The sequence below is a fragment of the Campylobacter cuniculorum DSM 23162 = LMG 24588 genome, assembly GCF_002104335.1.
Taxonomy (GTDB): Bacteria; Campylobacterota; Campylobacteria; order Campylobacterales; family Campylobacteraceae; genus Campylobacter_D; species Campylobacter_D cuniculorum.
Genome location: NZ_CP020867.1, coordinates 1298124 through 1315167 on the forward strand (window position 1 = coordinate 1298124; position 17044 = coordinate 1315167).

Consider the following 17044-nt stretch of genomic DNA (forward strand, 5'->3'; position numbering starts at 1 on the left):
AAGATTTTTGCGAAAATTTAAAAACATATATTTTTACAAAAATTCTAAAAACTTAAATGATTATAAAAATTTTTAAAAACATAAAATACTTTTCATATATTATTTTTATTTTATCAATCAATAATATTATGATTTTAAAATATGTTTTTACAGATAAAATTCTTAAATATAAAGAATTCTTTGTTAAAAATTTTAATAAACTTAAAAATAATCATATTTCACAAAAGACAAGTTTGATAAAATAAATATAAAAAACTCAATTTTTATATTTTTACGCATATGAATTGAAAATTTTTTTATGCTTTTTTTATTTTTGAGTATATTTTTTATTTATGATTTTTATATAATATAGCGACCAAAATCTTTTCAATCGCCTTTAAATCAAATAAATTTTTAACAAATTTTAAACAAAAGTTTTAGAGTCTATGAAAAGCAAACTCTAAAACTTACTCCTCTGTATTTTCTAAAAAATCTTGTAAGCTATTTTAATACCATTATAAATGCTTTGCACCACTTACTATAGAATTTAAATCCCTTTAAAATACTACTAAAACACTAGAAAATTACCTTCTCTATACGCTTTCTTAAGTGTATTCTTTATAAAATTTTATAGGTTGTTTGCATACCTTACAAACAAATTTAGCATTTTTTAATGTAATTTTTTGATGAATTCCATAAGGGACATCGTGCATTTTACCTGCACAATCGCAAACATAAAGATAAGTTATCGGTTTTTCATCGTCGTTTAAATCCTCTTCTTCAAAACTAATTTCACTTCCATCATCTGAAGCAAGAGCAGAGCGTCTCCATTGTGCTATCTTCATATCCTCATAGAGTATATGCTCTGAAAGCCATTTTTTAGCTATATTATAAAGTTTCTCTTTTAAATCATTTGTCGTTTTAATGTCTTTAATCAAATCAATCATACTTCGAACAATCTCTTTGTGAATCTTGCGGTGCGATTCTAATTCCGGATACCCGATGAGCTGCATATATTTTTCTTCATCGCTGAAATGATATTTCATATAATTAAAAAATTCGGTCAATAATTCTTTAATCTCATTCTTACTTACAGGTTTATCAGAAATCATCTCAACCTTAGCACATAAGTCAAAAAGCTTTTTATGCTGTTCATCAACTCTAGCATTAAAAATACTATAACTATTTTCCCAAAGCGGAAGCATTTTAAATCCTTTGATTTGTAATACAATTATGTTATATTATAAAACAAATTAAATAAATTTTTAATTATGATTTTTTTATTTATTAAATGTTTGTTAATATTTTAAACAAAAGGATAAAAATAAAATGGTAAAAATTTTACTCTTAGAAGATGATGTGAGTTTGTGCGAGATTATCGAAGAATATTTAAGTGATGAGGGCTATGAAATCGACGCTTGTGATAACGCAAAGGAGGCTTTAGAATTAGCTTATGAAAGGCATTATGAACTTTGGATTTTAGATGTTAAGGTGCCTAGAGGCGATGGCTTTTCTTTACTTAAAGAACTAAGAGCTTTGGGTAAAAATACCCCTGCGATTTTCATCACTTCTCTTAATACAACCGATGATTTAAAACAAGGCTTTGATTCGGGTTGTGATGATTATATACGCAAACCTTTTGAGTTGGCTGAACTTGGAATTCGTATTAAGTCCTTACTCAAACGAGGATTTTCACATAAAAAAGAGGATTTTGAAGAATTGGGCGAGGGATTTAAATTTTCTTTAACCTCTCAAAATCTTTATCATTTTGATAAAATTATCCCTTTGCCGAAAAAAGAAACCATGCTTTTAAATCTTTTTTTGCAAAATAAAAACCATTTCTTAAGTGTAGAAAAAATTTTTGAAGAGCTTTGGGAATACGGCGAAGAGCCTAGTGAGCTAAGTCTTAGAGCTTATATTAAAGATTTGCGTAAAATTTTAGGCAAAGAAAAAATCACAAACCAAAGAAACAGAGGCTATTGCTATGTTGGAAGCTAAAAAGGTCATTCGTCAAATTTTACTCATTTACTTGACAACAACGGGTATTTTTTTGATTATTTTTTTTAGTCTATGGTATGATAAACTCAAAGATGAACTCATCGTTTCAAAAACAAATCCTTTAAGAGAAATTCATAGAAATATTATAACAAGCATTCTTAATTCCCGCTTCACTCCTATAGAGCAAAGTGCTAAAAATATCGCAACAAGCTCGAATTTTTTAAATTTTGCAATTTTTAATAAAGATAAGGTATTTTTTAACAATTTAACCTTTCATTTCAATCCATCTGATTTTAAAAAGGGAGCAAAAAAAAGAAGACTCAAAGGAATTCTTGAAAATAAAGTTTTTATCTTAGCCCCTATGAATTTTAATGATTATTTTTTAAATCACATCAATTTAGACGCAGAAAATTCTAATCAAAACACCGACGATGAACTTCAAATCATCATACAAGGCGATGATATTATGAAAGATTTGTTTTTGATAAGGATTAAAGTTTTTGGTTTTGCTTTATTAGCTTTTATTTTGCTTGGTGTGATAGCATATTTTTTAGTGCGTATATCCCTTAAACCTTTAGAAGATAAAATCAACACACTCAATCGCTTCATCAAAGACTCCACACATGAAATCAACACCCCATTGAGCGTAATTTTAATGAGTATAGAGCAACTTGAAAAACAAAATATTTTTGATTCTAACACTAAATTTTCTCGCATTAAACTTGCGGCAAAAACTCTCAATCAAGTTTATTCAGACTTAGTTTTTTCTAATTTTTCACACACACTTAAAGGGGAAAAAGAAGAATTATTATTAAAGGATTTAATCTTAGAAAGACTAGAATATTTCAAAGCTTTTTTTGAGCAAAAAAAGATAGAGCTTAAAAGCGATTTAAATCAAAAAAGCACTCTATTTGCAAGTAAAATTGAAATTTCAAAGCTTTTTGACAATCTCCTAAGCAACGCGATTAAATACAATAAAAAAGGCGGAAAAATCATCATAGAACTTAAAGAAAATTCCCTAAAAATTAGCGATAATGGTTGTGGTATTGCTAAAGAAAATTTAAAAAATATTTTTGAACGTTATACGAGATTTAATACCGATCAAGGTGGATTTGGCATAGGACTTTCTTTGGTAAAAAGAATTTGCGATGAAAATAAAATCACCATTTCTTGCACTTCAAATGAAAATCAAGGAAGCACTTTCACTTTAGAATGGTGATTTCATCTTCAAAGAATTTAATCAATGCTTATCAAACTCCTCGCATATCTTTTCAAATTCATTATAATAGTTCCAAGAAGCGACAATATCCGGATGCACTTGTTTAAGATGAGCGTATTCTTTATCAAGCTGTCTTTTGAAAATTAAAGCGGGGGTTTTATCTTTTTTAAATTCCTCTAAAATATCTTTTTCATTAATGAGTTTTGTTTCTTCCTCGCGATAAAATTCTTCCATTTTTATAAAGTATTCTTTAAGATAGCTTTTTACCTTATCTAATAAATTTTTTTCCTCATTCAATAAAATAAATTGTTCTTTTAAACAATAAACTCTGGCTTTAATTTTATCAATTAAAAAAATACTTTGAGAAAAAAGTTTTATGCACTCAACAAAGTCTTTTTCCTTTCCATTTTGTTCTAAAGTAATTTCTAAATGAATAGGATTATTATGTGAATTTAAAATTTTAAAGATTTTTGGGAAAAAAATAGCATTGCTATAGTAATTTGCAGAATTGATTCTTCTTTCAAATTCCACAAGTCTTTGAGGCTTGTTAAAACCAAGTTCTTTGCTTAAAAATAATAGAGTGTCATAAGTTTTGGGAGGTAGTATATTCTCCATAGGGATATAATAAATTCTACTTGCTTGATTGAGAAAATGATTAATACGACATAAAGATTCTGGAAAATTTGCCTTAGCGTGATTTTGAATTTGAACTGAAAGTTCTAAGGATTTAATTCGCGTATAAATTTCAAAGTCAAATAAATCTTGCATAGGAGTTTCAAGCCCAAAATTTCTTAAAGGTTGTTTATCGAGTAAGTATTTATCACGGCTAGGAGAGAATGTTCTATGATTAAACAAATGTTTAAAAACAGATATAGGATCCCTAACCACACATAAAACAGGACAGCTTTTATCACAAAGAGCTATCATCTTATCTCTCCTACCATCAAAATTACTGCCAGATACAATGATAGCATTATAATTATTTTTATTATTCAAAAGCATTTGATAAGATTGTTTATATTGAAAATCCGCATTTCCCCAATGTCTGTTTAAACTCACTCCGCACAATCTTAAAAAATGAGTCATACTCGTCGTTCCAGCCCCGTGTATGAGGACAAATATAAATTGATATAAATCAGGCAAAGGCACATTCATATCCCAAGCTAATTCAGCATCCACACTCTCATAATCAAGCTTTAAAGGATTAAGCAAAGAGGGATAAGGATGTTTTGTATCAAGGTATTTTTCTTTGAATTCTTTTGAATGAAGCCATTCTTTGATGAGAGTTAAATTGTTATTGATGAATTGAAGATGAAAGGAGATATTATGTTTTAAAACAACAAGTAAGGCTTCATAATCTTTAAATTCCTCAAATAATTCTTTAAACTCTTTCAATAAAGAATTTGAATTTGGTAAAGAGAATAAGAGTTTAATGAATTCTTGTTTTTGTTTAGGGTTTAGATGTTGCAGTAAGAATGTGAGATAATTTTTATATTCCTCATCATTGATGAATTCTTTATTTTCAAAGATAAGAATAAGAGAAGAGTTATTGAGTTTAAAGTCTTGATGGTCTTGAATGAATTGTTTGAATTCTTTATAAATCTTACGAGCATCTTTGATTGAAGTGTAGAGTTTTAAATACCCACCCCTATACCAAGATTTATGAGCCTTAATCAAGGCTTGTCCTAAGAGATAAGACAGATGATATTTATATCTTAAAGCCTCTTCATAATCACTGCATTGTTCTAAAGCAGGATATTTAAGATGGGGATAAAGAGAGATGAAATCTTTGTAGAGTCTTTGAGTTCTTTGATGAGTTTTACTGATATGATAGAGCTTTTTGATTAAAAGACAAAGCCCCCCCCCATTTTTATCATAATCAATAAGAGCCTGTCCTAAACGATAAGAGAGACAATCTTTGATTCTTAAAACAGCACAATGAGCCTTTTGCATTTTCATCCTTTATATAATAATGTGTTTTGTTTTTAAATTCTTTTCATCTTTTTAATGAAGCTTTCATAGACTTTGTTGATTGAAATTGCTTCATCCCTTAGCAAAATACACAAAGCTCTTATCTTTAGCCCTACAGGGATGATGAGTCTTTATTTTTAAAAAAGCTTTTATCTTTAGTCTTTGCTTTTACAAAGCTATGCTATTTTATGCATACTTAAGTGCTTTCAATGAATGTTTATGCCTTGAAACATCTTGATGAAAAAGATTTTAATAAAAACAAAAAGCTTATTGTATCAAAAAAAAAAAAAACAAATGCAAGGGATTAAATAAAAAAGATATTTTATGAAATTTTTTTATTGATTTTATAGAATGGGGGGGGGGTGATAGTTTGATTCATTAAAAAAAATAGATTGTAATATTTTAAGGGTATTATAAAAAAGAATAGAATTTTAGAGAGAAAATCAGCAAGAAAATTTTCTTGCTGATAAAATTTTGGGCTTACATCATTCCGCCCATGCCACCCATTCCGCCCATACCGCTCATATCAGGCATAGCTGACTTTTCTTCTTTAATTTCACTGATTGTCGCTTCTGTTGTTAAAAGCATACTTGCAACAGAAACAGCATTCAACAATGCAATTCTTTCAACTTTTACCGGGTCAATGATTCCAGCTTTAAACATATCAACATATTCAGCTTTGGCTGCATCAAACCCTAAATTTTCTTCTTTGGAATTTTCAATGGTATTGACAACAACACCTGCATCAAAACCTGCATTTTCAGCAATTTGTCTCAAAGGTGCTCTTAAAGCCCTTTCCACAATAGCTGCACCTATAGCTTCATCTCCTTTGACATTGAGTTTGATTTTAGCCTTAGCCTTGATAAATGCTGCCCCACCACCGATAACGATACCTTCTTCAACTGCTGCTTTAGTAGCACTTAAAGCATCATCAACGCGATCTTTTTTCTCTTTCATTTCGGTTTCAGTTGCTGCACCCACTTTAATCAAAGCAACCCCGCCACTAAGTTTTGCAAGTCTTTCTTGTAATTTTTCTTTATCATAATCTGAAGTTGTTTCAGCAATTTGAGTTTTGATTTGACCAACTCTTGCCTTAATTGCTGCTTTCTTTCCTAGTCCATTAACAATGGTTGTATTGTCTTTATCGATTATAACGCTTGAAGCCTGTCCTAAATCTTGTATAGTAGCACTTTCTAAAGTTCTTCCAAGCTCTTCAGAGATAACTTCTCCCCCTGTTAAAATCGCTATATCTTCAAGCATAGCCTTTCTTCTATCTCCAAAGCCCGGAGCCTTAACAGCTGATATATTTAAAACTCCGCGAAGTTTATTGACAACTAAGGTTGCAAGAGCTTCACCCTCTATATCTTCAGCAACGATTAAAAGAGGTTTGCCGGTCTTTTGAATTTGCTCTAAAATAGGCAATAAATCCTTTAAATTTGTGATTTTTTTATCATAGAGCAAAATATAAGGGCTTGAAAGCTCAACTTGCATTTTATCGGCATTCGTGATGAAATAAGGGCTTAAATAGCCTCTATCAAATTGCATACCTTCGACCACATTGAGTTCGTCATTGATTGATTTTGCCTCTTCAACGGTTATAACACCATCTTTTCCTACTTTTTCCATAGCATCAGCAATTAAAGTTCCGATTTTTTCATCTGAATTTGCTGATATAGTAGCAACTTGAGCGATTTCTTTCTTGTCTTTAACTTCTCTGGAAAGTTTTTTAAGTTCTGTTATAATCGCTTCGCAAGCTTTATCCATACCGCGTTTAACCTCAATAGGATTTGCTCCCGCTGTAATATTTCTTAAGCCTTCCTTAAAAATAGCATGGGCTAAAACCGTTGCTGTTGTTGTGCCATCTCCTGCTTGGTCAGCTGTCTTACTTGCAACTTCTCTCACTAAAGAAGCTCCCATGTTTTCTAAAGAATCTTTAAGCTCTACTTCTTTAGCCACACTCACTCCGTCTTTTGTAATGCTTGGAGCACCAAAACTTTTTTGTATTAAAACATTGCGTCCTCTTGGTCCCATAGTTACTTTTACAGCATCATTGAGTTTTTTAACGCCTTCAAAAAGTTTATTTCTTGCTTCATCTGAAAAAATAATTTCTTTTGCCATTTTTTATCCTTTTATTTTAAAATTCCTAAAATATCGTCCAAATTTAAAACTAAATATTCTTTATCATCTAGTTTTATCTCTGTTCCACCATATTTTGTAAATATGATTTTATCTTTTTTGGATATATCTTGCACTTCTTTGCTCACTGCAACGACTTCTCCCACTAAAGGTTTTTCTTTAGCGTTATCTGGTATAATAATCCCAGAAGCTGTGGTTTTAGTTTCTTCAGTGCGTTTAACTAAAACTCTTTTACCTAAAGGTTGAAAATTCATTTTGTCCGTCCTTGATAAATTTTTTATTTTTTACACTCTGTAAATTTTTGAGTGCTAGAATTCTACTAAAAAAAATGAGTTTTGTCAATACTTTAAGTAAAAATATTAACAAAACTTTAGCCTATATGACTAAATATAGTTTATAAAATTTACTAAAGGATTTAAAATGAAAAAAATTCTCTACGGCTTTCTCGTCCTGATTTTGGTGCTTCTTGTTGCCATTTACACCCTACTTTTTACAAGTTTTGGTAATGGTATTGTTGCGAACTATGCACAAAATAAAATCAAGCAAAACACGGGACTTGACCTCAATATCACACGTTTTGACTTGCGTTTTTCTTCTTTGAATTTAGAGGCAAGTTTAGCTGATTTGGCTAAACTTAATTTGGAAGGAAATTTGAGCCTTCTAAGTTTAGGTTTTGATTTATCCTATCTTATAAATTTTGATAAAAATTATGCAAAAACTATGGGCTTAAATTTAGATAAAAACTTAGAATTTCAAGGTGATATTAAAGGTAAAGCGAGCGATTTTATCGTTAATGGCAAGGGCTATCTCTTAGGCTCTCATGTACTTTTAGACTCAAGAATTTATAATTATTCTCCGATTGCTTTAAATTTAGATGCAAAAAATCTAAAAATAGAAGACATAGAACATCTTTTGAATTCAAATGAATATCTCAAAGGAAATATTGATATAATGGCAAAAATTGAAGCCAAAGATTTAAAACCTGATGGAAATGCTATCATAAAACTTTATACTAATAGTATCAACTATGAGCAGATAAAAAAAGATTTTGGTATCGATTTGCCTAAAAAATCAGAATTAAATTCTGAAATTTTAGCGACCATTAAGGAAAATCAAATTTATGCTGTGAGCAAAACAAGCAATGATTATCTTAATTTACAAACTCAAAAAACCCTTTATGACTTGACTAAAAATACCTTAAACACAGATTTTGAGCTTAAAATTCCTAATTTAGCAAAACTTGAAAGCTTAACTCAAACAAAATTAAATGGAGCCTTGAATGTGATGGGAAATTTGAGTCTTTTAAACAATGCTTTAAACACTCTTGATGCAAGCATTGATGGACTTGGTGGAGATGTTAATGCAAGTTTAAAAGACAATAAACTCGTCGCTTTACTCAAAGATGTTAAGCTTGAAAGACTTTTAGCTCTTGCAGGTTATGGCTCTTTAGCTCAAGGAAATTTAAATGCTCATTTGCAAAGTATGGGGCTTGATTTTAAAAATTTTAATGCTGTGGCTCAAATCAACAATGCTAAAATCAATCCTAGCGAGATTAAAAGGCTTACAAAACTTGATTTTCCAAACAATTCTTTCAGTTTAGATGCAAAAGCAAACGCTAAAAATGGAGTGATTGATTATAATGCACTTTTGGCTTCAAATTTATTAAATATCAAAAAACTTAATGGCACTTATAATCTCAATAACAACGAGCTTAAAGTCGATACACAAGCTTTTATCGATGATTTATCGCAATTTAATGCTTTGAGCGGACAAAAATTACAAGGAAATTTAGCCCTTGATTCAAAGGCTCATCTTATCGGCTCAAATATCCAAAATTTAAATGCTGATTTTAATTTAGCAGGTGGAAGCATAAAGGCAAATTCAAATGGAAAAACTTTGGATTTAGACATTTCAAAACTTGATTTAGAAAAGCTTTTTGTTATAACCGGAATGCCAAATTATGCAAACGGACTCATCAATGCTAAAGGGCATTTAAACAGCATTGATTTTAAAAATCTTAACGGAAATGTCAATTTAGAAGCCAAAGGGCTTTTAAATGCTACAACTTTGAGTAAAATTTTGGAGAAAAAATTTCCAAACAATACTTCATATGATTTAAAAGCAGATATTAATCTCAAAAACAATATAGCGAATTTCGACAGCTCCTTAAAATCAAGTCTTGCAAATTTGACGCATTTTAAAGGAAGTTTTGACATCAATAAAATTCTTTTAAATTCAGATTTTGTCCTTGATGTGAGTGATTTTTCAAAACTAGGCTTTTTGCTTGATAGAAAATTAAGCGGAAAAGCTTTATTTAATGGAAAATTAGACTTTGACAAAGGTATAAATGCTTCGATTAAGAGTGAAAATTTATTTGAAGGAAAACTTGATAGCACCTTAAAAAACAATGTTTTAAATGCAAATTTAACTGATGTGGAATTATCAAATTTGACAAAAAGCTTCGATTTAAGCGATATATATCAAGGTCGGGCAAGTCTTAATGTGAATTATAATCTTTTGAGTGAAAATGGTCAAGTGAATTTAAATATGAAAGAAGGAAGACTCAAGCAAAATGCCATTACAAACGCTATTAAGCTCATCACTCTTAAAGACATTACTGATGATGTTTTCCATACTGCAAAGGCTGATGCGACAATCCGTAAAGAATTGATTGATTTTAATCTTAACATGCAAGCTCAAAGGAGTAATATACAGATTGCAAAAGGGAATTTTAACTCAAAAAATGGGACTTTAAATGTGCCTTTTGAAGCCAAACTTGATAGAGCAGATTTTAAAGGAGTTATTACAGGAACAAGTGAAAATCCTAAAGTTAAGCTTGATACAAAAAGCGTAGTTAATACCCTTAAAAATGTTATAGGTGGTCAAGAATCAAATTCTCATAAAGAAAACAAGCCCGTCAATAAACTTTTAAAAAAAATCTTTTAGGAAATTAAAGTGTTTAATGGACTCATTCGAGAAATTGCTGAAGTTAAATTCTATAACAATCACATCTTAAGCCTAAAAGCACATTATCGCCCTAATTTGGGCGATAGCATAGCGGTCAATGGAGCTTGTTTGAGTGTGATAAAAATCAATGCTAATGGCTTTGATGTAGAGCTTTCAAAAGAAAGCAGAACTCATATTGCCACAGAAAATTTAAAGCATAAGGTGCATATAGAACCGGCCTTAAAATTTGGCGATAGAATCGATGGGCATTTAATGCAAGGACACATTGATATGTTAGGAAGACTTGAAAAAATTCAAAAAGATGAAAATGGGATTGATTTTTTTATCAGCTTACCTCAACAAGGTATGAAATTTATGGCAAATAAAGGCAGTGTAGGAATTGATGGCGTGAGTTTAACCATCAACGAAGTGTTAAAAGAAGGCATTCGTGTTACAATCATACCTTTAACTTTTAGAGAAACCTTATTTCAAAGCTATAAAATAGGACGCAGGATTAATGTGGAAAGTGATTTGCTTTCAAGATATATTGACGCTCGATTTGAGTATAAAAAAGGAATTTCATGGGAAGAAGTGGAGAGAATTTCTTATCTGTATTAGACAATGATAAAATCAGCGTTTTTTGTGCTTACGACAAAGATTATAATGTCTATCGTGCTAAGATTCATCGAGAAAATTTATTTAAAGATTATTGCAAAGACATAAAAGAATGTGTCTTTATGAATCAAATTCATTCCAATCAAGTTGAAAATTATGATGAAAATTTAGGTCATTTTTCTTGCGATGGACTCATCAGTGTGCGTAAAAATACAGCCCTTTGCGTTTTAAGTGCGGATTGTTTGCCTTTGCTTTTATGGAATGAAAGCGGAGTCATAGCAGCCTTACATTCTGGCAGAAAGGGAAGTTTTGGCAATATTTTAAAAAACTGCGTCGATAAAATTCACTCCTTATATCCCAATTCTTATCATTATGATTTTCATCTTTTTATATCTGTTGGAATTTGTGCTAAGAATTACGAAATTGACGGAGAAGTTTTGGAATTTGCTTTAAAAAATTTTAAAGATTTTGTAAGGGATAAAAAACTTGATTTAAAAGCTTTGGTTAAGGCTCAAGCAAGGGAACTTGGTATTAAAAATATTATAGATATAGGAATTTGTAGTTTTGAAAATAAAAATTTTTTTTCTTATCGAAGAGAAAAAAGCACCCAACGTTTTGCAAGTGTGATTGTTTTAAAGGCTTAAAATGTATGAAAAAAAAGATTTAAGAGTGCTTAAAATCTTACAAAAAGCAAGAGAATTTGGAGATGAAGATTTGCTGAATGAAGATTTGCTTACACAGCTTATTAATACTCAATTGTGCAAACTTTCTTTAGAAGAAAGAGAGGAAGTTGTGCTTATTTTAAATTCTTTAATTGCAACTAAAGACAAAGCCCTTTTGAGTAATAAATAGCCTTTTTAATGATTTTTCAAAAAGAGCTTGTATTTTAGTCAATTGTTACGCTGTGTTTAATCATATTTTTAGAAATTTTCAAATCTTAAAACATCAATAGAACCTTATAAAAAATTTAAAAATATATGCGTTTTTAAATGATTATTTTATTGATGATTTAAGCTCTTAGCATGACTTAAAGTCCCCTCTTTTTTACTCCTCAATGCAAAATAATGAATATAAAATAAATTAAAATGAGAGTGATTGAGTCCAAATCAAACATTTATATTTAAAAACAAAAATGCTCGATTTAAAAACCTTGATTTTAAATTCAATTGAGTTTTAGCCATAGTTTTTTATCATGTTAAGAATTTTTTATTGAATTTTATCCAATTCCTCGCATATTTTTTCAAACTCATTATAATACTTCCAAGAAGCAACGATATCCGGACGATGAATTTTTATATGTGCGAGTTCCTCATCTAAAATTTGTTTGAGTTTTTTTCTTAAAATTTTATTTTCTTTAAGATAGATGAGAATTTGCTCTTCTTTGATTTGATTTTGAAGTTTAAAATTCACCCAATATTCTAAAGCTTTAAAGAATTCTTTAAGATAAATCTTAAGTTTTTCTTGGATTTCTTGATGGGCTTTGATGATTTTTAAATCTTCGGCATTAACTAAAATAGCAATCTCCTCGTAAAAAGCTGTATCCTTCTCTATCAACTCCTCTTTTAAATCTACACAATCTAAATCCTTAAAATATCTTTCACAAAGTTTAATTCTTAAATCTTTTTTAAGCACAGCGAAATCATTTTTTGTAATTTTTAAAATCGTGGGCAAGAGAAATTGAAATTTATTCCAAAAAATTTGAGAGAATTTTTCTTTATCTTCTTCTTTTGGTGGCGTAAAATCTAGCTCTTTGGCTAAATTTTTCATCGTTTCAAAGGCTTTTTGAGGTATTAATTCTTGCATGTCAATATAAACAATTTTATGATTAAGCTCTGGCTTTAAGAAAGGTTTGAGTAGAGTGAAGTATCTAAAACTGACATTTTTAAAATTTTCTTTACTTATATCAGGTTTAATCCCCCCCCCCGCATAGCAAATTCTATCTAAAATTTCATAAGGCTTGTCTTTTAGGGATATTTCTTTAGATGAAAGGAAACCTTCTTTAAATCCCATTTGATTTAAACGAAGACTTCCGTGATTGACCGCAGTTTTCATTCTAGAGATAGGGTCTCGAGTTAGAATTAATAATTGAGTATTATTAATGAGTTTGCTGACATAAGAAAAATATTTAATATTAAAATGTTTATTGCCATAATTATATATAATACAATAATTATTCTTTAAATCCCTAGATGCATTTTTTTGAAAATCCTTTTTAACCTCAGAGTAAAGAAATTTACCATTTGAATTGATTAAGCAAATGGAATTTAAGCCACAAAGTTTGAAAAAGGTTTGAAAGGCGGCATGTCCGCTTAAATGAGTAAGAAAAACTACAAATTTATAATTTTGTGGTAGGCTTTTATTAAAATCTAAAGCATAAATGTGATTTTGAATTCTTTTTACTTGATATTTTATTTTCTTAAATTTGTATGCTAAAAATACTTTCAATCCTTGATTTTTAAGGATATAAAAACCTTTTGATTCTTTCATATTTGTATCTCCAAATCTTTTTTAAAATCAATTTCAAGCCAATTTCCATAAATTTCAACCGCTTTTGCGGGTTTGATTTTATCAATCAAAGCTTGTAAAAAACTCGTCATGTACATATTATCAAAATCTTTTCCATCGTAAATTGCATTTTTATCCAAAGTATCATAAAAATGTAAGACTTCAGCTAAGAATGAGGCAGAAAATTTGAAAAGCCCTATGTATTGAGCTTGAATTTCATCGTAATCTTTAGCTTTTTTGCCAAGCTCTACTATATAAGAATCCTTAAGTTTGAGAGTTTCAGCGTCTTCTAAAGGATTTTTAAATCTTTTTTCCCAAAGACTACGCCAAGCCTTATCCACAACGATAGCCAAAGATTCTTTTTCATTTTTAAGCTTTAAAATTGTCTCTTTAAAATACACAATATCCGCATAAGATACAATCAAATCTTGTTTTTCTTTCAAACAAAGTTCTAAAAATTCTCTTGCACAAAAAAGTGTGCTGACCATATTTGTTTGAGCGTAATTTTTGTTTTGATAGATTTTTTCTATCCCATGATTTTGCTTTAAGAAAGTTTTTAAAGTGTCAAATAAATACCCGCCCACAACAGCTATTTCTTCGATTTTAGCTTCTTTTAAAGCCTCGATTTCATAGTCAATAAGTCTTTTGCCTTGATATTTCACCATACATTTAGGCTCATTTTGCGTTAAGGGCATAAGTCTTGAACCAAAACCTGCTGCTAAAATTAAAGCTTTCATCTTTATCTCCTTATACTTTCAAGCCATTCTTTAAGTAAGGTATTTTCATTCAAACCTTCTTTTCTCTCAATATGCCACATTAAGCCGTAAATTTTAGCATTTTTGTGCTTAAAAGCTTCTATGGTCTCATCTTCTGCAAAAAAAAGTGGGCTTAAATCTTTGCCAAGTTTTTCAATCGCATAATTATGAAAAGAATTAACCTTAAATGTTTCACCTTGAGTGTTAATGATATGATGTTCTTGAGTGTGATTTTGACAAGATATAAGAGTGGAGTTGAAAAAGTGAGCTATGATTTGTGCTCCTCTACAAATGCCTAAAAGCGGAATTTCATCTCGCAAACAATGTTTTATAATCTCATTTTCATAAGCATCTCTTTTTAGAGATAAAGCATTAGGATTATAACAATTTAAATCATTTCCCCCGCTTAAAATTACAGCTTTTAAGTGTTTTTTATAAAGATTAAAAGGAAATTCATAACTTAAAGGCAGAGGTAAAAAATCTTTCAATAAATTTGAATGTGCAAATAACTTACCCCAATCAAGTGCCAAAGCTTCTCTTTCTTCATAATAGCTTTCATTTAAAATAAGTCTTTGAGTGATTCCTATAAACAAAAGATTTGCTCACTTTCACATTCAATGCGGAGTTTGTTTGCTTTTAGGTATTGATTGAACGCAAATTCACCCACGCCGATGACTGCAGGAAGAGCGAGTTCAGAAGCTCTAATCGCCATATGAGAATTTGCTCCCCCATAGCAAGTAACAAGCCCCGCAATCTTTTTGCTAAATAAATAATCATAACCCGGATCAGCCGAAGCAATCAAAACTATCTTACCCTCCAAATCGCTTTCATTCTCTCTTGCAATCGGTGCTATAATGCTTTTTTGAGTGATGAAATTTGGTAAAATACGGCTGGTAAAGAAAGAAAAAATTTGAGAAGCTTGACTCAATAAAGAAGGAAGTTTTAAGGCTAAAGTCAGCTCATATTCTTTTTTATAGTATTTTATCTCCTCTAAAAACTGCTCTTTAGGATTTTTAGAATAAACACTAGAATACAGATTAAGCAAACTTTTTATATCCAAATGTGCCATATCTTCTTTATCGATATTATAATAATTTCCAAGCTCCTCAATATAAGAAATTGCCTTTGAAAGTAATTTTGTAAAATCAAATTTAACAAGCTCTCTTCCTTCAATTGCGAGTTTTAAAAAGCTTAAAAACTCACTTGCATTGCTGTTTAATCCATGTTCTTTCAGTAAAGATTCTAAGGCTTTTTTCTTTTTAGAATTGAGCTTAAAAGAAGGTTCTTGCTTTAGGGGCGATTTTTCATTTTTAAGCTCAAAATAATTTTCAAATCCCTCATCATATCGGGGTGATAAAATATTATAAGTGCCGGCTCTAAGATGCCCATATTTTTGTAAAAATTCTTTTTTGTTATTAAGGTTTAAATTATGAGTGCTTCGACTTAAAGTTTTGCTGATAGTTTGCAAGGAATTTAAAAAAGCATTTTTATCCTCTTTGCTAAAAAAGCCAATTTCGACTAAAGAATTAAGCATAGCCATAGCAACAAATCCAGCCCTTGCAACCCCAGCAAAAGGCAAAGTGCCATATCTTTTGCATTCTTCTAAGAGCCAATAAATTTTATCAATTAAAGAAAATTTTGAATTTGTGATTTCTTCGTATTTTTTATGCAAAATTTTTGCCTTTTGTATGTCCTTAAGATAAAGTCCTTTTGCTGGATCGATGATGGATTTTGTAAGTTCTAAAAGCGAGAATTCAATTCTTTTAATCTCATTTTCATTGAAACCAAAATTTAAAAGTTCTTTAAGTTTATTTGGTAAATTAAAATCATAACAAGAATATACGATTTCAAATTCGATTTTATCGTGAAGTTCGTGATTTAAATCAAGTTTTTGCAAATAATAATTAACGAGTTTTGAAGCGATTTTTTCGTCTAAATTTTCAGGGATAAAAGAATTAAAAGAAAGTCTTACATCAATATAAGGAATTCCTAAAAAAGAATGGATAAGAGGGTGAGACCTTAAATCTCTGTATCCGTAATTGTCCCTTTGATAAGCCCAAATATTATCCGTAATAATCTCCTTATAAAGACTTAAAGCCAATCTTTTAGGACGCAAACCTATAATTTCAGCAGGATTCCAATCAGGCATCACACCAAAAAGTGCTTTATCGCCTAAAATTCTCGGTCTTGCAATTTGTAGAGATTGAAAACGTTTTTGAAATTTCTCCAAAGCTTTTTTGGGTAAGGCATTAAAAAGATTGATTTTATTTTGCATAACCAAAGGACGCACCTGCAAACAAAATAATTCTTCTTTTAAACCTAATCGAGCAAAAGCAAATTCTATGTCTAAAAAATTACAAGAAAAAAGTTTTTCTAATTCTTTAATCAATTCAATAATCTTTCGAGTTTTTTCATCTTTAAATTCCAAAGATTCTCTATAATGAAAATAACTCACCGCATTTTTGCTTGAACCATCGGTTATAGAATGATTTGAGCCATTTTCATCATATTGAAGACAAAAATAGGGAGAAAAATTATCTTTATCGACGCTAAAACCCACTCCACATAAGCTAATATGCTCTAGCATAGGTTGGATGAGAATTTCATCATCTTTTGAAGGCATAGAATTCCCCACTTTTTTAAGGGCTTCAAGCAGGGCTTTTTTATCCGTTGCCTCGATATTTGCAAGACTTAGGAAAGCTCCAGCATTTGAATTTTTGGAGCTGTCTTCATTTTGAGATGAGGAGCGAATGATGAGTTTTTTAGCTTGTAAAATTTCAATATCCCTTAAAATTTGACTTGTATTTTTTTCTAAAGCCCTTAGGGAAGTAAGCACCAAAGGTAAAACCTTAGCGGATTTGAGTTTATTTTGCAAGGCTTTTAAATTTCTGCCTTTGGTTTGAAATTGAAGCATTTTGTT

14 protein-coding genes are annotated in these 17044 nt (G+C 30.1%); 6 read left to right on the forward strand and 8 right to left on the reverse strand.

The features are described from left to right. Positions 1-584 precede the first annotated feature (584 nt). Entirely contained in the window at positions 585-1184 is a 600-nt protein-coding gene (locus tag CCUN_RS06475; protein WP_027305362.1) for a bacteriohemerythrin, read from the reverse strand. Positions 1185-1308: 124 nt separating this feature from the next. Here CCUN_RS06475 and dccR point away from each other — a divergent pair, with 124 nt between their 5' ends. Together dccR and CCUN_RS06485 are read left to right on the forward strand one after the other, a co-directional pair. Beyond that, the gene (dccR, locus tag CCUN_RS06480; RefSeq protein WP_027305361.1) at positions 1309-1977 is read left to right on the forward strand and encodes a two-component system response regulator DccR; all 669 of its coding nucleotides are present in this window, start codon (positions 1309-1311) and stop codon (positions 1975-1977) included. Beyond that, positions 1964-3196: a sensor histidine kinase gene (locus tag CCUN_RS06485; protein WP_027305360.1), complete on the forward strand. Its 1233-nt coding sequence runs from the start codon at positions 1964-1966 to the stop codon at positions 3194-3196. Before dccR ends, CCUN_RS06485 begins: the two co-directional genes overlap by 14 nt. Positions 3197-3217: 21 nt before the next feature. Here CCUN_RS06485 and CCUN_RS06490 read toward each other — a convergent pair whose 3' ends face one another. The 3 genes from CCUN_RS06490 to groES form a co-directional block, all read right to left on the reverse strand. After that, positions 3218-5149, reverse strand: a complete 1932-nt coding sequence (locus CCUN_RS06490) for a DUF2972 domain-containing protein (RefSeq protein WP_164502911.1) — start codon at positions 5147-5149, stop codon at positions 3218-3220. A gap of 498 nt (positions 5150-5647) precedes the next feature. Next, complete coding sequence (groL, locus tag CCUN_RS06495; RefSeq protein ID WP_027306007.1) at positions 5648-7285, reverse strand: chaperonin GroEL; 1638 nt, start codon at positions 7283-7285, stop codon at positions 5648-5650. 11 nt (positions 7286-7296) lie between these two features. Then, complete coding sequence (groES, locus tag CCUN_RS06500; RefSeq protein WP_027306008.1) at positions 7297-7557, reverse strand: co-chaperone GroES; 261 nt, start codon at positions 7555-7557, stop codon at positions 7297-7299. A 166-nt stretch (positions 7558-7723) separates the two neighbouring features. Between groES and CCUN_RS06505 the strand changes: the two genes are divergently transcribed. Genes CCUN_RS06505 through CCUN_RS06520 form a run of 4 tightly spaced genes read left to right on the forward strand, consistent with a single transcriptional unit; the run spans position 7724 to position 11716 of the window. Continuing rightward, positions 7724-10249, forward strand: a complete 2526-nt coding sequence (locus tag CCUN_RS06505) for an AsmA family protein (protein ID WP_027306009.1) — start codon at positions 7724-7726, stop codon at positions 10247-10249. Between the two features lie 9 nt (positions 10250-10258). Further along, entirely contained in the window at positions 10259-10867 is a 609-nt protein-coding gene (locus tag CCUN_RS06510) for a riboflavin synthase (RefSeq protein WP_027306010.1), read from the forward strand. Further along, the gene (locus CCUN_RS06515; RefSeq protein WP_027306011.1) at positions 10831-11508 is read left to right on the forward strand and encodes a purine nucleoside phosphorylase YfiH/LACC1 family protein; all 678 of its coding nucleotides are present in this window, start codon (positions 10831-10833) and stop codon (positions 11506-11508) included. Before CCUN_RS06510 ends, CCUN_RS06515 begins: the two co-directional genes overlap by 37 nt. A gap of 1 nt (position 11509) precedes the next feature. Continuing rightward, entirely contained in the window at positions 11510-11716 is a 207-nt protein-coding gene (locus tag CCUN_RS06520) for a hypothetical protein (RefSeq protein WP_027306012.1), read from the forward strand. Positions 11717-12070: 354 nt separating this feature from the next. Here the strand turns inward: CCUN_RS06520 and CCUN_RS06525 are convergent, their stop codons facing one another. The 4 genes from CCUN_RS06525 to CCUN_RS06540 are packed head-to-tail and all read right to left on the reverse strand — an operon-like array spanning position 12071 to position 17038. Beyond that, on the reverse strand, positions 12071-13351 hold the full coding sequence (locus CCUN_RS06525) for a DUF2972 domain-containing protein (protein WP_027306013.1): 1281 nt from the start codon (positions 13349-13351) through the stop codon (positions 12071-12073). Continuing rightward, positions 13348-14106: a phosphocholine cytidylyltransferase family protein gene (locus tag CCUN_RS06530; RefSeq protein ID WP_027306014.1), complete on the reverse strand. Its 759-nt coding sequence runs from the start codon at positions 14104-14106 to the stop codon at positions 13348-13350. Before CCUN_RS06530 ends, CCUN_RS06525 begins: the two co-directional genes overlap by 4 nt. Positions 14107-14108: 2 nt before the next feature. Continuing rightward, entirely contained in the window at positions 14109-14717 is a 609-nt protein-coding gene (locus tag CCUN_RS06535; RefSeq protein ID WP_027306015.1) for a gamma-glutamyl-CDP-amidate hydrolase, read from the reverse strand. Beyond that, positions 14708-17038, reverse strand: a complete 2331-nt coding sequence (locus CCUN_RS06540; RefSeq protein WP_027306016.1) for a PEP-utilizing enzyme — start codon at positions 17036-17038, stop codon at positions 14708-14710. Before CCUN_RS06540 ends, CCUN_RS06535 begins: the two co-directional genes overlap by 10 nt. Between the last annotated feature and the right edge of the window lie 6 nt (positions 17039-17044).

Excerpts from the sequence above, each read along its gene's own strand:
- CCUN_RS06475 (WP_027305362.1), bottom strand. The coding sequence starts at position 1,184 with ATGCTTCCGCTTTGGGAAAATAGTTATAGTATTTTTAATGCTAGAGTT.
- dccR (WP_027305361.1), top strand. The coding sequence starts at position 1,309 with ATGGTAAAAATTTTACTCTTAGAAGATGATGTGAGTTTGTGCGAGATT.
- CCUN_RS06485 (WP_027305360.1), top strand. The coding sequence starts at position 1,964 with ATGTTGGAAGCTAAAAAGGTCATTCGTCAAATTTTACTCATTTACTTG.
- CCUN_RS06490 (WP_164502911.1), bottom strand. The coding sequence starts at position 5,149 with ATGCAAAAGGCTCATTGTGCTGTTTTAAGAATCAAAGATTGTCTCTCT.
- groL (WP_027306007.1), bottom strand. The coding sequence starts at position 7,285 with ATGGCAAAAGAAATTATTTTTTCAGATGAAGCAAGAAATAAACTTTTT.
- groES (WP_027306008.1), bottom strand. The coding sequence starts at position 7,557 with ATGAATTTTCAACCTTTAGGTAAAAGAGTTTTAGTTAAACGCACTGAA.
- CCUN_RS06505 (WP_027306009.1), top strand. The coding sequence starts at position 7,724 with ATGAAAAAAATTCTCTACGGCTTTCTCGTCCTGATTTTGGTGCTTCTT.
- CCUN_RS06515 (WP_027306011.1), top strand. The coding sequence starts at position 10,831 with ATGGGAAGAAGTGGAGAGAATTTCTTATCTGTATTAGACAATGATAAA.
- CCUN_RS06520 (WP_027306012.1), top strand. The coding sequence starts at position 11,510 with ATGTATGAAAAAAAAGATTTAAGAGTGCTTAAAATCTTACAAAAAGCA.
- CCUN_RS06525 (WP_027306013.1), bottom strand. The coding sequence starts at position 13,351 with ATGAAAGAATCAAAAGGTTTTTATATCCTTAAAAATCAAGGATTGAAA.
- CCUN_RS06530 (WP_027306014.1), bottom strand. The coding sequence starts at position 14,106 with ATGAAAGCTTTAATTTTAGCAGCAGGTTTTGGTTCAAGACTTATGCCC.
- CCUN_RS06540 (WP_027306016.1), bottom strand. The coding sequence starts at position 17,038 with ATGCTTCAATTTCAAACCAAAGGCAGAAATTTAAAAGCCTTGCAAAAT.